This window comes from Achromobacter sp. (genome assembly GCF_049647645.1).
Classification (GTDB): Bacteria; Pseudomonadota; Gammaproteobacteria; order Burkholderiales; family Burkholderiaceae_B; genus Achromobacter.
The window spans coordinates 39,255-53,187 of the sequence record NZ_JBARYB010000209.1 but is presented as its reverse complement, the minus strand read 5'-3'; the positions used below and the strand labels follow the sequence as shown (position 1 = coordinate 53,187).

Sequence of the window (13,933 nt, the reverse complement as noted above, 5' to 3'; positions counted from 1 at the left end):
CTGGCCCCATGAAAAGAACCTGGGCTGGTCCTGGAAATGGAGCCACGATGGCGGTATGTTGTGGTTTTACCCGCTACCGCCGAATCCGCCATGTACCTGCCGTCCGCCTTTCGCGAAGACTCGCTCGAAGTCCAGCATGATTTCATCCGTGCCCATCCCCTCGCCGTGCTCACGACCAGCGGCGAGGGCGGGCTGATGGCAAACCATATCCCCTGTCTGCTGTATCCCGAGGGGCCGCATGGCGTGCTGCGCCTGCATGTGGCCCGCGCCAATCCGCAGCTTGCCGACCTGGCGTCGGGGGGGGAATGCCTGGCCGTCTTCCATGGACCGCAGGCCTACGTCACGCCGTCCTGGTATCCAACCAAGACCGAGACGCACAAGGTCGTGCCCACGTGGAATTTCGTCGCCGTGCACGTCTGGGGCACGCCCGTGATCCAGGACGATCCGGCCTGGCTGCGCGCTCAGCTGGATGCGTTGACCGACAGCCAGGAAAAGGCGCGCGCGCAGCCTTGGCGCGTGGCCGACGCGCCGGAGGATTTCATCGCGGCCCAGATGCGCGCCATCGTGGGTGTGGAAATTCCGATTGCGCGCATCGAAGGTAAATGGAAAGTCAGCCAGAACCGCACGGTTGCCGACCGGCGCGGCGTGGCCGAAGGCCTGGCGGGCGAAAACGGCGATGCCGTCATGGCCGGGCTGGTTGCCCGCCGCGGCGGGCTGGAGTAATCCGCCCCAGGGAAAAACTGGCGATGGCGGCGGCCTGCAGGCTGGCTGCCAGCGCCAGGAACCAGAGCAGCGGCTGTCCGGCCTGTTCCGACCATGCCCGCAGCATGCCGAACAGCGCGGGCGCGAAGGCGTAGGCGCCTTGCGACATGGCGACGATTAGCGGCACCACGCGCTGCGTGTCCTCGCGCGCAAACTCGGTTTGCGCGATCAGCGGCGGCAGCGAGGTCGCGTTCCCTATGCCCGAGCCGAACAGCAGCACGCCCAGCCAGATGGCCCAGGCGTGGTCAGCGGCCAGCATCAGGACCAGCGAACCGGCGATCTGGATGGCGTAAGCCACGCAGGCCACTTTGCGCCGGTCTGTGCCGGCAGGCATCAACCACCCCACCAGCGTGCGCCCGGCGATGGCCGCGGCCGTCGCCAATCCCATGGCCAGGCCGGCGGTCTGCGCGCCCAGCAGCGGCGCCAACAGCGACAGCAGATGCGCGATCAGGCCGATCTGGGCGAACAGGCCCAACGCCATGCCGGCGGCCAGGGTGAGAAAGGCCCGGTTGCGCCACAAGTCCGTCACCGGCGCAGGGGACGCGGCGTTGACGGCCGCCGCTGGCGCCTCGGTTGGGGCTGTGGCGCCATCCGGAGCCTGGCCGAGCTGCTGCGGCGTGATGGCAAAAACCTTGCGCGCGAGCACGGCGATCACCGCCACCATCGCCACGCCTACCCACAAGGCGGCCTGGGCAAATCCTGCCTGGCTGATCAGATAGACCCACAGGGGGGAAAAGACGATGCCGCCGACGCTGGCGCCGTTGTAGGCCATGCCCAGCGCGGCGGGGCGGCGGCGTACGAACCAGGGCGAGATCAGCGCGTTGACGGCTGCGGCTCCCAGTGTCACCCAACCCATGCCCGAGAGCAGCGCGGACGCGTACAACTGCCAGGGTTGGGCGGCCGTGGCCCAGCCGCTCACGCCCAGCGCGAGCAGCACCGCGCCGCCCAGCGTCACTGCGGGCACGCCGCAGCGCCGGTACAGGCGCGGCAGGTTGGCGACCACCAAAGTGCCGCAAAGAAAGTGCAGCGTGACGGCGCCGGACACCAGGGCCACGCCCCAGCCGGTGCGCTGCGCCACCGCGTGCAGGAACACGGGCGGACCATAGAAGCCGACGCCCCAGCCGAAGACCGCCAGCGCGAAGGTGGCGTAAAGAACGGTCCAGCCAAAGAACTTCCGGTGTGCGCGCATTGGGGGGGCGGCTGTCTTGTTGAGTTGAGTCGCAGTATGCTTGAGTTTGCACACAACACTTTGGTCTGAGTCGAATCATGGAATCCGAATTCGCCGACGTCAGTCTTTCCGCCGTGGCGGGCGCCATCGCCGATCCGGCGCGGGCGCGCATGCTGTGCGTGCTGCTGGATGGCCGCGCCCGCACGGCGACCGAACTGGCCGCCGCCGCCGACATCGGCGCCTCCACGGCCAGCAGCCATTTCCAGCGCCTGCGGGAGCAGGGCCTGGTGGAAATGGCCGTGCAGGGCAAGCATCGCTACTACCGCCTGGCGAACAGCGAGGTCGGACATGCGCTGGAGGCCCTGCTGGTGGTGGCCGGCGCCGAACGGGTGCCGTTCAAGCCGAATACGCCTTCCGCGCTGCGCGAGGCGCGCACCTGCTACGACCATATGGCAGGTACGCTGGCCGTGCGCATCCACGACGCCATGCTGTCGCGCCAGTGGTTGGCGGCGGACGGGCGCGACTACGTGCTGACGCCGTTGGGCGAGGTCGCGCTGGCGCAGATAGGCGTGGACGTGGCGCAGGCGCGCCAACGCCGGCGCCGCTTCGCCTGCTCCTGCCTGGACTGGAGCGAGCGCCGCTCGCACCTGGGCGGCGCCTTGGGCGCGGCCCTGCTGGATGCGCTGACGCGCCGCGGCTGGATCAGCAAGGACCTGGATTCGCGCGCCTTGAGCGTCACGAAAAAGGGCGAAAAGCAGTTTCCCGCTTTCTTCGGCCAAGCCGATGACCAGCCCGCCGCGGGCGCCGCGCAGCGAGACCGGCATGCCGCCGCATAGCGGCGTGGCGACCGCCTTGGACGTGCAACAAGGTGTGCATATGCAACAGATCTAGGGAAATCCCCGTGAGCCGATGCGGGGAGGGCATGCAACAGCGCCCCGCATCGCGCCGCAAGCCGCGTCAGGCCTCGCCATGCGGCGCCAGCGGCTTCCGCGCGCAGCCTCGCGGCAAAACGGGGACGCAATTCTCGCGATGCAACAGTGTTTCTATTTTCTGCTCGCGTTACAAAACATATCCGAACTGTCATGGACAGCCGGAGTATGCTGGGTCGCACAAAGAGGGCATCCGAAGTGCATCAGAACAATTTGATCTACAAGGGATACCGGCTGACGGCCAAAGTGTCCCGGGGCGCAGACGTCGAGGTTCAGACGCAATCCAGCGGCCCCGTATTTATTGCGTCGGTGATGGTGGTCCAGGCAGGCGCCGTGCTCGAAGGAGGCGACGAATATCCGGTCCCGCGTTTTGCGGAGGGCGGTTTTGTCTACAGTCCGCGCGAAGCGGTGCATGCAGCCATCCTGCATGGCCGCGAAATCGTCGATGGCCTGACCAATATGCCGGCCTGACGTTGTTCTAGCCGGAAAAAACTTCCCGCCAATCGCGCGTCTTGGCCAATGTCTGCACGGTTGCGGACTGTTCCAGGATGGTCACGGCCTTCTTGAATTCCTCGGCCGAGGCGCCGTCCTCCAGGATGACCATGCGCGAGTTGCGCGCGTCCGCCATCTTCACGTCCGACATCTTGCCGTGGGTCTGGTAGACCTGCGTCCAATCCATTTTCTTGCCGGCCTTCAGGGCGATCGGCTCGATGTACGTCAGCGCAGTGCTGCTGGCGGCGCGCACGGCGAAGGCGAAGTCCGCCGTGTGGCCGCTGCTGCCCTTGGCGCGCGCGCCCTTGACCATGCGGTTCGCGCCCACGCCTGCCGCCAGCGCCCGCCCGACCTGCGCGCGGAACCGCAGCTGGCTGAACTTGGGCATCCACTTGGCGCATTGGAACGACAGCGCCATCGCCAGTTTGACCGCGTCCCACAGGGCTTCCTGCAGTTGCTCATTGGGGCCCGACGCGACGATGGCGCCGTCGCGGTCGAAATGCGCCAGGCTGACGCCCGGGGTTTCGTTCAGGATGTCGATGCGCTTTGCCGCCAGGTCGATGCCGTAGCTGGACGCGTGCATCGAGGTCTCACAGGCGTCGGTCAGGTAGAACGTGGACTCGTCGGGATGCGCGATGAAGAAGGCCGCGTGCTGTCCGTCCAGGCCCAGCGTCATGGGCGATATGGCGCGGATGGCGTGTTCGCCCGCCGGCAGGACGGTCCAGCCGGAGGCTTCCAGGAAAGTGCTCATAGGATCAGTTCGATTTGGCGGCCTTTGAGGGGATGCGCGAATCCGCCGGTCAGCGTCAGATTCGCCCGCGGCAGGAAGTACTGCATCAGCGCGCCGATATTCTGCAGGGCGGGCACGATGGGCTCGGCATAGCCTTCGCCTTCGTCCACCCAGATGTGTTCATGGCTGCGGTCCGCAAGCGGCTTGCGGTACTGCGGCCGGCCTTCACCCACCAGGCTGGTGTGGAAGGAATCGTCGGTGTCCACGCCGAATACGCGGTGCGGGCCTACGAAGAGGCTGGCGCAGAATGCTTCGGCCAGGAAGATGGTGGCCTGGCCGTGCACCGCGGTACGGGCACCGCGGTAGATCGCGCGGAAGATCACGTCTTCGCGCACGTCGCCCTTGACCCGGCAGGCACAGGCGAATTCCAACCATTGGAGATTGCTGGCGGCGGGCTTCGGCGCCCAGGCGATCGGTTTTACGGTTTCCTTGGGTTCGGCAAGAATCTCTTGCACCTCATCAACGGTGATTAACGGTTCGAACTTGTTGGCCATGGAACTGATCTAGGGTCTTGGAAATGCGCGCGCCGCAAGCGCGCCTGGCATGCGCCGCGCGGCGGCTGGCGCACACGCAACACTGCGAGGGGGCGTAATCTTACAAGATGAAGACCGCGTCGCCCTTTTTGCTGTATGGATGTACAGCCCAAGGGGCGGCGCGGCGATGGGCGGTCACGCGTCTACAGCGAGGTGGCGCCGAACGTGTCGCACTGCTTGATGCTGCCGCTCTCCAGCCCGCGCTTGAACCAGCGCACGCGCTGGGCCGACGATCCGTGGGTGAAGGAATCGGGCACCACATAGCCTTGGCTCTGCTTCTGCAGGCGGTCATCGCCGATCGCGGTGGCGGCGGTCAGGGCCTCTTCGACGTCGCCGCTTTCCAGGATGTTGCGCGCCGCGTTGGCGCGCTGCGCCCACAGGCCCGCGAAGCAGTCGGCCTGCAGCTCCATGCGCACCGACAGCGCGTTGGCCTGGGACGGGTTGCGGCGGCGCAGATTGTCCACCTGGTCCGAGATGCCTAGCAGGTGCTGCACGTGATGCCCGACTTCATGGGCGATCACATAGGCCTGGGCGAAATCACCGGGGGCCTTGAAGCGGCTCTGCAGTTCGTCGAAGAAGGCCAGGTCGATGTAGACCTTGCTGTCGCCCGGACAGTAGAACGGGCCCATGGCCGACTGTCCGGTACCGCAGGCCGTGGGAGTGGCGCCGCGGAACAGCACCAGCTTGGGCGCCACGTACTGGCGGTTCAGGTCCTTCTGGAAGATGGCGCTCCAGGTGTCTTCGGTTTCCCCCAGGACCTTCGAGACGAAGATGGCCTGCGGATCGTTGGCCGGCGGACGCGTGGCCGGCCCCTGCTGTTGCTGCGCGGGCGGGCCTTCGGCCATCTGCAGCACCACGCTGGGATCCACACCGAAATACATGGCAACCAGGGCAAGCACGATCGTGCCTATGCCAATGGTGCCGCGGCCGCCGATACGTGGGCCGCTTGCGCGGCGGTCTTCCACATTGTCGCTTTCGCGCGAGTCATCAAGGCGCATACTGTTTCTCCGGGCGGGTCGGCGTTCCCGCCATTTTGCATCGCCGCTCTTTACTGAGCGGCCTTCAAGAGTGTTAGGATAAACCCATGGCCCTGTATTTCTCCATTCATCCCGCGAATCCGCAACCACGCCTGCTGAAGCAGGCGGCCCAATGGCTGGCCGATGGCGGGCTGGTCGCGGTGCCTACCGATTCGAGCTATGCCGTGGTCGCGCGGCTGGACGACAAGAACGCCGCCGACGGACTGCGCCGCCTGCGGGGCCTGGACGAACGTCATCATCTCACGCTGCTGTGCCGAGACCTGGCCGAGATCGGCCACTTCGCGCGGGTCGACAACCGCCAGTACCGCCTGCTGAAGGCCGCGACGCCCGGGCCCTGGACCTTCATCCTCGAAGCCACCAAGGAAGTGCCGCGCCGCGTCTCGCATCCGTCGCGCAAGACCATCGGCATCCGCGTGCCGGACCATCCCGTCATGCTCGGCCTGCTGGAGCAGGTGGGGGCGCCTTTGCTGTCCACCACGCTCATCCCCAAGGACGAGGCCGAAGCGTTGAATGACGCGGAAGAAATCCGCGAACGCTACGACCACGACCTGGCGGCCATCATCGACGCGGGCGCCTGCCCGCAATCGCCGACCACCGTGATCGACCTCACCAGCGAAGAGCCGGTGGTGGTGCGCGTGGGACGCGGCGACCCGGCCACGCTGGGTCTTGCCTGATCACGCCTGCCGCGTCGTCTTGCGAGCCGGCGCGCGCCGGCTCGCGGCTCATCTACAATCCGGTTCGCCATGAATGACATCATCCAAACCATTGCGGTCTACGCGATACCGGTCATCTTCGCCATTACCCTGCACGAAGCCGCGCATGGCTTTGTCGCGCGCATGTTCGGGGATCCCACGGCCTATGAGGCCGGGCGCATCAGCCTGAATCCCGCGCGGCACATCGATCCGGTCGGCACGTTGCTGGTGCCGGTGGCCATCCTGCTGGCGTCCAAGCTGCTGGGCAGTCCGGGCATGCTGTTCGGCTGGGCCAAGCCCGTGCCGGTGGACTTCGGCCGCTTGCGCCGGCCCAAGCAAGACATGCTGTGGGTGGCCCTGGCGGGCCCGGCTGCCAACCTGCTGATGGCGGTGCTGTGGGCGTTTTCGCTGCGCATCTTCCTGGAGTCCGGCCTGCAGGAATCGTTCTGGTTCGAAATGGCCGTGGCCGGCGTGAACGTCAACCTCGTGTTGATGGCCCTGAATCTGCTGCCCATCCTGCCGCTGGACGGGGGACGCATCCTCTTCAGCCTGCTGCCCAACCGCCTGGCCTGGCAGTACTCGAAAATCGAGCCATACGGCCTGGTGATCGTCGTCATCCTGCTGGTGACGGATGTGCTCTGGCTTTTGATGCGCCCCGTGCTCGCCCTGGGGACGACCATCGTCCAGTGGTTTCTGTAGGATTTCAGCCAATATCCGTTAAACTCAACGGTTTCATTGATTCTGGCCCCGGGGCATCCCGCTGCGGGGTTTTGGAGCCCTACATTTATGGCATCCCCTGCAACCGCCGCAGGCGTTAATTTCCAAGGCAGCATGGTGGCCCTGGTCACCCCCATGCAGCCCGATGGCAGCCTGGACTACGCTGCCTACCGGTCGCTGATCGACTGGCATATCCAGGAAGGAACCGACGCGCTGGTGGTGGTTGGCACCACCGGGGAGTCGCCCACGGTCTCCATGGAAGAACATGCGGAGCTGATCCGCGTTGCAGTCGAACACGCTGCGGGCCGCATTCCGGTCATCGCCGGCGTGGGCGCCAACTCCACCGACGAAGCCATCCACCTGACGCGCCACGCCAAGGCGGTGGGCGCGCAGGCCGGCCTGTCGGTCGTACCCTATTACAACAAGCCCTCGCAAGAGGGCCTGTACCGCCACTTCCGCACCATCGCGGAAGCCGTCGATCTGCCCAACATCCTGTACAACGTGCCGGGCCGTACCGTTGCCGACATGAGCAACGAAACGATCCTGCGCCTGGCGCAGGTGCCGGGCATCATCGGCATCAAGGACGCCACGGGCGACATCGCGCGTGGCGGCCTGCTGCTGCGCGAAGCGCCGGCCAGTTTCCAGGTTTTCAGCGGCGATGACCCCACCGCCGCCGCCCTGATCCTGCTGGGCGCGCGTGGCAACATTTCCGTAACGGCCAACGTGGCGCCTAAGCTCATGCGTGAGCTCTGTGCCGCCGCCCTGGCTGGCAATGTGCCTAAGGTGCGTGAACTTAATGCGTACCTGGCGCGTCTGAACAAGGCTTTGTTCGTTGAAGCCAACCCCATCCCTGTCAAGTGGGCGTTGGCCGAAATGGGCCGCAGCGCACTCGGCTACCGGCTGCCGCTGGTTGAACTGGGAGCGCAGCACCACGCCACCGTGCGTACCGCGCTCCAGGAAACGGGCCTGCTCTAAATATCGTGAGGATACGTATGAACAAGCGTCATGCCGGTTTGTCGGCATTGATGTCTCTGGTGTTGTTGGCCGGTTGCAGCGAGGTCAATCAATTCCTGGGCAATGAAGAGTCCGTCAATTACAAGAGCGCAGTCACCCAGCGTGGAGAGCCCCTCAGCATCCCGCCTGATCTGACCCAAGCCAACAGCGATCCGCGTTACCGCGCGCCGGCTTCAGGCTCGACCACCTATTCGCAGTTCCAGCAGCAGGGCCAGGCGCAAGCCAGCCAGCCCAAGACCAGCAATGTGCTGCCCGGCCGCCAAGACATGCGTGTCGAGCGCGACGGCGACCTGCGCTGGCTGGTGGTGGATCGTCCGCCGGAAGACATATTCCCGCGTTTGATCGACTTCTGGACCGAAAGCGGTTTTACCGTTGCCAGCAACAACCCGAGCGCCGGCCTGATCGAAACCGATTGGGCGGAAAACCGCGCCAAGATTCCGGAAAGCTGGCTGCGCCAGGCGCTGGGCATGGTCCTGGAATCGGCCTGGGATAGCGGCGAGCGCGAGAAATTCCGCACCCGCGTCGAACGCGTGAACGGCCATACCGAGGTCTACGTCAGCCACCGCCAGATGCTGGAAAAGCGCGTGGGCGCCGACGGCAACCAGGTGCAATGGCAGAACGGCAAGGAAGATCCGGGCCTGAACGCCGCCATGCTGGCGCGCATGATGGTCTACCTGGGTTCCGACGTCGACAACGCCCGCAAGCTGGTGCAGCAGGCCGAGGCCGCGCCGCAGAAGCCCGCGGTGCAGCAGGACGTCCGCGCTCAAGGCGCCTCGCTCGTCGTCAGCGAATCGTTCGACCGCGCATGGCGCCGTGTCGGCGTGGCGCTGGATGGCGGCGGCTTCGCCGTGGACGATCGCGACCGCTCCGCCGGCGACTACTTCGTCCGCTATGTCGACACCGACACGGGCGAGAAGATCGAGCAGCCGGGCTTCTTCAGCCGCATGTTCTCGGGCGACAAGAAGGCCGAGGCGCCGCAGTACCGCATCCACCTGGCCGCCAGCGGCGACCAGACCATGGTGACGGTGCTGGACGCCAATGGCGCGCGCGACAACAGTGCCACCGCCCAGCGTCTGCTGAGCGTGCTGAAGGACAAGATGTAAGACTGGCTCGGCCCTGCGCCTTAGGCGCAAGGCTCGCACAAAAGAGGCCCCTGACGGGGCCTCTTTTTTTGCCTGCCAGCGGTGGGTGCGAAGCGTCCTGCCGTTAGCTGGCCTTGGTCGCTGGCAGCGCGGCCTCCGCGCGGCTCAGACCCTCGACGCAAAAAAGCCCTGGCTTGCAACAGCCAGGGCTTTTTCTTGCATCCTCAGAGCGGGGGTTCGTCTCTGCTTTTTATTAGGACGCGGGCGTGGTCGAGCCGCCCGGGGTGGTCGAACCGCCACCCGGCGTGGTGTTGGGCGTGGGCGCCGGAGCCGGCGAGGTGGCCGGGGGCGTCGTGGTGGGGGCAGGCGTGCTTGCGCCCGGGGCGGGGTTGGTCGCGGGCGCCGGGGCATCTTCCTTCTTGTTGCAGGCGCTCAGCGCGACGGCCAGCACCGAAGCAATAATCAAGGTTTTGCTCATCATTTTTAGACTCCTGTAGATGACGACTCTTGAAACCCCATTAGGGGAAACCAGAGGTCAGGCTACAGGAACACGCGAGCCCAACGCGTATGAAAGTTAAAAAGGTCGCATCCTAACGGCAACAAACCTTTCAGCTTCGTGTTATCTCTTTCTTGATGTGTCCCGCGTATCAGACCTGATTGCCTTCTGTACAGGACTGATACGCGACGGTGTCCGGATGCTACGTCGGTTGGTAGTGGATCCAGCCCGAATCCAGCCAGTCCGCCAGGCAGGAGCGCGCTTCGTCGCTCAGACGGGCGCAGGACGGGTCCGCACAATCGAGGCTGCGCGCGTCGGCCAGCGTGCGCAAGGCGGCGTCGGCGGGCGTCATGGCGGTCTCGCCATTGATGAAGAGCTGCTTGCCGCGATACAGCATGCGGCTGCGGCGGTCCAGCATCAGCTTGCCCGTGGCGGGCCAATCCTCTTCCAGGTCCACGTCCATGCCCTCGGGCGCGTCGAACACGCTAAGGTTGCTGGGCTCGGTCAGCCAGCAGCCCAGGAAGCGCGAGGCGAGCGCATCGTCGAAGCGCAGCTTTTCCACGGTTTCCAGCGTTGCGGCCACCAGCGCGTCCGGCAAGGCGGCGGGCGTGTCGACGGCGGGTTGGCCGGGGTCGCGATAGACGGCGGACAGCTTGGGACCGGGCAGGGCGGGTTCGCCATAGGGGCCGCCCAGGAGGCCGACGCGCGCCATGACCTGGTCCGCGGCCGCTTCGAGCAGCCCTCGCGCCAGCGTGGCCTGCGTGGGCGCGCGAAAGCCGATGGAGATGGTCATGCAACCGTCGCCCACGGCGACGCCGTCATGTGCGGCCTGGGGCGGCAGGTAGAGCATGTCGCCAGGGGCCAGCACGGCCGTTTCCTCGGGCTCGAAGCGGCTCAGGATCTTCAGCGGCAGGCCGGGCTCCAGCGACAGGTCTTTCTGGCGGCCATAGCGCCATTCGCGCTCGCCCGCCGCCTGCAGCAGGAACACGTCGTAGCTGTCGAAGTGCGGACCCACGCCGCCGCCATGGCTGGCGATGCTGATCATCACGTCGTCCAGGCGCGCGTCGGGAATGAAGCGGAACAGCTGCATCAGTTCGGACGCGGCATCGCTGTGCAGGTCCACGCTTTGTACAAGCAGGGTCCAGTCGCCTTCATTGTCCTTGGGCAGGCGCGCAAAGGGGCCGTTTTCCATCTGCCATTCGCCGTTCTCGCGCCAGATCAGGCGCGACTCCACGTCGTCGCGGCGCGCCAGCTTCTTGATGGCGGCGATCGTGACGGGCGGCTTGAATCCGGGGATGGCCTGGCGGATCAGCAAGGGTTTGCGCTGCCAATGGCGGCGCATGAAGTCGTTGGGGCTCTGGTTGCCCAGCAGGGCCAAGGGATGGTCGAGGTTCATTGCAGGTGCTTCTTCAGGCGGTAGAGGGCGTCCAGCGCTTCGCGCGGGGTCAGACTGTCGGGGTCGATGGCGGCGAGTTCCTCGCGCAGGGCGTCGAGGGCATCGAGGTCGTCGGAACGGTCGGCTTCGGCATAGGCCTGGGCGTCGGCATCAGCCGCGGCGGCGAACAGGCCCAACTGCGGCGTGGGTGCGCCCTGGGCTTCCAGGCGTTCCAGCTCGCGCGTAGCCTGGCGGATCACGGCGGCGGGCACGCCCGCGCGCTGCGCCACCTGGATTCCGTAACTGCGGCTGGCGGGGCCTTCGCGCACTTCGTGCAGGAATACGATGCCGCCGGCCGATTCGGCTGCGGCCAGGTGCACGTTGGCCGAGGCCGGCTGTTCCGCGGGCAGGCGGGTCAGTTCGAAATAGTGGGTGGCGAACAGCGTCAGCGCGCGGTTGTGGGCCAGCAGGCGGCAGGCGATGGCCCAGGCCAGCGCCAGGCCGTCATAGGTGGACGTGCCGCGGCCGATTTCGTCCATCAGCACCAGGCTGTTGGGCGTGCTGGCCGACAGGATGGCGGCCGCTTCGGTCATTTCCATCATGAAGGTCGAACGGCCGCCGGCCAGGTCGTCGGCGGCGCCGATGCGGGTAAAGATGCGATCGATCTTGCCGATGCGGGCGCGCGACGCGGGCACGAAGCTGCCGATGCGCGCCAGCAGCACGATCAGCGCCACCTGCCGCATGTAGGTCGATTTACCGCCCATGTTCGGGCCGGTGATCAACAGCATGCGGCGCGCCGGCTCCAGCCGGCAGCCATTGGGCGTGAAGCGTTCGATGGCATGTTCCACCACCGGGTGGCGGCCGGCCTCGATGTCGACGTCGGCCTGCTCGGACAGCTCGGGCGCGATCCAGTCGTGGCGGCGCGCGTGTTCGGCCAGGGCGGCCAGCGCGTCCAGTTCGGCCAGCGCGGCGGCGCAATCCGACAGCGGCCGCACGTGTTCGGCCAGCACGTCGAGCAATTGCTCGAACAGCCATTTCTCGCGGGCCAGCGCGCGGTCCTGGGCGGACAGCACCTTGTCTTCCCAGGTCTTGAGTTCAGGCGTGATGTAGCGTTCGGCGTTCTTCAGCGTCTGGCGGCGGCGGTAGTCTTCCGGCACCTTGGCGGTCTGGCCCTTGGTGACTTCGATGTAGAAGCCATGCACGCGGTTGAACTCAACCCGCAGGTTGCTGATGCCGGTGCGCTCGCGCTCGCGGGCTTCCAGTTGCACCAGGAAATCGCCGCCATCGGCCGCCAGGCCGCGCAGCTCGTCGAGTTCCGCGTCGAAGCCCGCCGCCAGCACGCCGCCGTCGCGGATGGCGACAGCGGGTTCGGCGGCGATGGCGCGCACCAGCAGGGCGGCCAGGGCCGGATCCACCGACAGGTGCGAGATCAGTTCGCCCAGCCGCGGCGAGTTCGCCATTGGCTCCACCAGGTCGCGCAGCGCCGGCAGGGCTTGCAGCGCGTCGCGCAGACTGGCCAGTTCGCGCGGGCGCACCGAACGCAGCGCCAGCCGGGCGGCGATGCGCTCGATGTCCGGGAAGGCGTTGAGCGCGCCGCGCAGGGACTCCAGCAGGCCGGCCGCGCCAAAGCCGGCCGCGCCAAAGGTCTGCTCCACGTCCATGCGGCCCGCCAGCAGCGCCGAGATGGCCTGCTGGCGCGCCAGGGCCTGCTCGTTCTCGCGCAGCGGATGGTGCAGCCAGCGGCGCAGCAGCCGGCTGCCCATGGGCGTGCGGCAGCCGTCCAGCAGCGAGAACAGCGTCGGCGAATCTTCGCCGGACAGCGTCTGCGTCAGTTCCAGGTTGCGGCGCGTGACCGGGTCCAGCAGCACGTATTGGCCGGGGCGTTCCGCCGACAGGCTCTGCACGTGGGCCAGGGCCTGCGACTGGGTACGGGCCGCGTAGCGCAGCAGGGCGCCCGCCGCGCAGATGCCTGCCGGCATGTCCTCGATGTCGAAACCCGCCAGGGTATCGGTCTTGAAATGCGCCAGCAGGTGGGCGCGCGCGCTGTCGCCTTCGAAGTGCCAGTCGGGCACGCGGGCGCGGGCGCCTTCGAAGGGGAAGTCGAATTCAGCGCTCTCGGCGCAGACGATCTCGGCCGGCGCGATGCGGTGCAGTTCGGATTCCAGTTGCGCCGGCGCGCATTCGGTCACGCGGAATTCGCCGCTGGCCAGGTTCAGCCAGGCCAGCCCAGCGCGCGGCGCGCGCGCCGTTCCGCCGACGAACACGGCGGCCAGCGCACGGTCCGCCTTGGCCGGCAGCAGCGCGTCGTCCGTCAGCGTGCCGGGCGTGACGATGCGCACGATGCGGCGCTCGACCGGCCCCTTGGAGGTCGCCGGATCGCCGATCTGCTCGCAGATGGCGATGGACTCGCCCATGGCGACCAGCCGCGCCAGGTACTGTTCCATGGCATGCACCGGCAGCCCGGCCATCGGGATCGGCGTGCCATTGGATGAACCGCGCTTGGTCAGCGTCAGGTTGAGCAGGCGCGCGCCGCGCTCCGCGTCTTCGTAGAACATTTCATAGAAGTCGCCCATGCGGTAGAACAGCAGCAGGGGGCCGGCCTCCGCCTTCAGGCGGAGGTACTGCTGCATCATGGGGGTGTGGCCCGGGTGGGCGTCGGCGGCGGTGTTTTGCGTTGCGGAATTCATGCCCGTGATTGTATCGGGCGGGCGCTGGATGAGGGTTGGGCGCGGTCAAATTGTCCATGCTGCCGGGCATCGGGCGATCTGGCGCCCTAATGAGCCGGCCTGCTGCGGCATGTCCGTCAAGCAACTGCGCCGGACTTGACGAATCGGGGACTGGGCCGC

14 protein-coding genes are annotated in these 13,933 nt (G+C 66.8%); 7 read left to right on the top strand and 7 right to left on the bottom strand.

All coding sequences use genetic code 11. The features are described from left to right. Positions 1-90: 90 nt before the first annotated feature. Positions 91-723: an FMN-binding negative transcriptional regulator gene (locus WBB14_RS23580; protein ID WP_424241987.1), complete on the top strand. Its 633-nt coding sequence runs from the start codon at positions 91-93 to the stop codon at positions 721-723. On the opposite strand, the gene WBB14_RS23575 is transcribed toward WBB14_RS23580, so the two are convergent. Further along, positions 683-1,951 carry an MFS transporter gene (locus tag WBB14_RS23575; protein ID WP_424241986.1) on the bottom strand — a complete coding sequence of 423 codons (1,269 nt, stop codon included), beginning with the start codon at positions 1,949-1,951 and terminating at the stop codon, positions 683-685. The genes WBB14_RS23580 and WBB14_RS23575 overlap by 41 nt on opposite strands. Positions 1,952-2,028: 77 nt before the next feature. On the opposite strand from WBB14_RS23575, the gene WBB14_RS23570 reads away from it, so the two are divergent. After that, positions 2,029-2,766 carry an ArsR/SmtB family transcription factor gene (locus tag WBB14_RS23570; RefSeq protein ID WP_424241985.1) on the top strand — a complete coding sequence of 246 codons (738 nt, stop codon included), beginning with the start codon at positions 2,029-2,031 and terminating at the stop codon, positions 2,764-2,766. Positions 2,767-3,057: 291 nt separating this feature from the next. Beyond that, complete coding sequence (locus tag WBB14_RS23565; protein ID WP_424242056.1) at positions 3,058-3,330, top strand: hypothetical protein; 273 nt, start codon at positions 3,058-3,060, stop codon at positions 3,328-3,330. A 7-nt stretch (positions 3,331-3,337) separates the two neighbouring features. Here WBB14_RS23565 and WBB14_RS23560 read toward each other — a convergent pair whose 3' ends face one another. From WBB14_RS23560 to ypfJ, 3 genes are all read right to left on the bottom strand, one after another. Continuing rightward, a complete protein-coding gene (locus WBB14_RS23560) occupies positions 3,338-4,102 on the bottom strand; it encodes a DUF1828 domain-containing protein (protein WP_332016322.1) in 765 nt (254 codons plus the stop codon). Then, positions 4,099-4,635: a hypothetical protein gene (locus WBB14_RS23555; RefSeq protein WP_207468383.1), complete on the bottom strand. Its 537-nt coding sequence runs from the start codon at positions 4,633-4,635 to the stop codon at positions 4,099-4,101. Before WBB14_RS23555 ends, WBB14_RS23560 begins: the two co-directional genes overlap by 4 nt. Positions 4,636-4,817: 182 nt before the next feature. After that, positions 4,818-5,672, bottom strand: a complete 855-nt coding sequence (gene ypfJ, locus WBB14_RS23550; protein WP_332016320.1) for a KPN_02809 family neutral zinc metallopeptidase — start codon at positions 5,670-5,672, stop codon at positions 4,818-4,820. A gap of 86 nt (positions 5,673-5,758) precedes the next feature. On the opposite strand from ypfJ, the gene WBB14_RS23545 reads away from it, so the two are divergent. From WBB14_RS23545 to bamC, 4 genes are all read left to right on the top strand, one after another. Next, positions 5,759-6,385 carry an L-threonylcarbamoyladenylate synthase gene (locus tag WBB14_RS23545; protein ID WP_424241984.1) on the top strand — a complete coding sequence of 209 codons (627 nt, stop codon included), beginning with the start codon at positions 5,759-5,761 and terminating at the stop codon, positions 6,383-6,385. Between the two features lie 69 nt (positions 6,386-6,454). Continuing rightward, complete coding sequence (locus WBB14_RS23540; RefSeq protein ID WP_424241983.1) at positions 6,455-7,102, top strand: site-2 protease family protein; 648 nt, start codon at positions 6,455-6,457, stop codon at positions 7,100-7,102. A gap of 87 nt (positions 7,103-7,189) precedes the next feature. Continuing rightward, entirely contained in the window at positions 7,190-8,095 is a 906-nt protein-coding gene (dapA, locus tag WBB14_RS23535; protein WP_332016318.1) for a 4-hydroxy-tetrahydrodipicolinate synthase, read from the top strand. Between the two features lie 17 nt (positions 8,096-8,112). Continuing rightward, positions 8,113-9,237 (top strand): outer membrane protein assembly factor BamC, encoded by a 1,125-nt coding sequence (gene bamC, locus WBB14_RS23530; RefSeq protein WP_424241982.1) that lies wholly within the window; start codon positions 8,113-8,115, stop codon positions 9,235-9,237. 232 nt (positions 9,238-9,469) lie between these two features. Here bamC and WBB14_RS23525 read toward each other — a convergent pair whose 3' ends face one another. The 3 genes from WBB14_RS23525 to mutS all read right to left on the bottom strand — a co-directional run bounded on the left by WBB14_RS23525 (position 9,470) and on the right by mutS (position 13,774). Beyond that, positions 9,470-9,697 (bottom strand): hypothetical protein, encoded by a 228-nt coding sequence (locus tag WBB14_RS23525; protein WP_013395215.1) that lies wholly within the window; start codon positions 9,695-9,697, stop codon positions 9,470-9,472. 217 nt (positions 9,698-9,914) lie between these two features. Next, positions 9,915-11,108, bottom strand: coding sequence for a JmjC domain-containing protein (locus tag WBB14_RS23520; RefSeq protein ID WP_424241981.1), 1,194 nt, complete (start codon positions 11,106-11,108; stop codon positions 9,915-9,917). Then, positions 11,105-13,774, bottom strand: coding sequence for a DNA mismatch repair protein MutS (mutS, locus tag WBB14_RS23515; RefSeq protein ID WP_424241980.1), 2,670 nt, complete (start codon positions 13,772-13,774; stop codon positions 11,105-11,107). The genes WBB14_RS23520 and mutS overlap by 4 nt, the downstream gene beginning before the upstream one ends. Between the last annotated feature and the right edge of the window lie 159 nt (positions 13,775-13,933).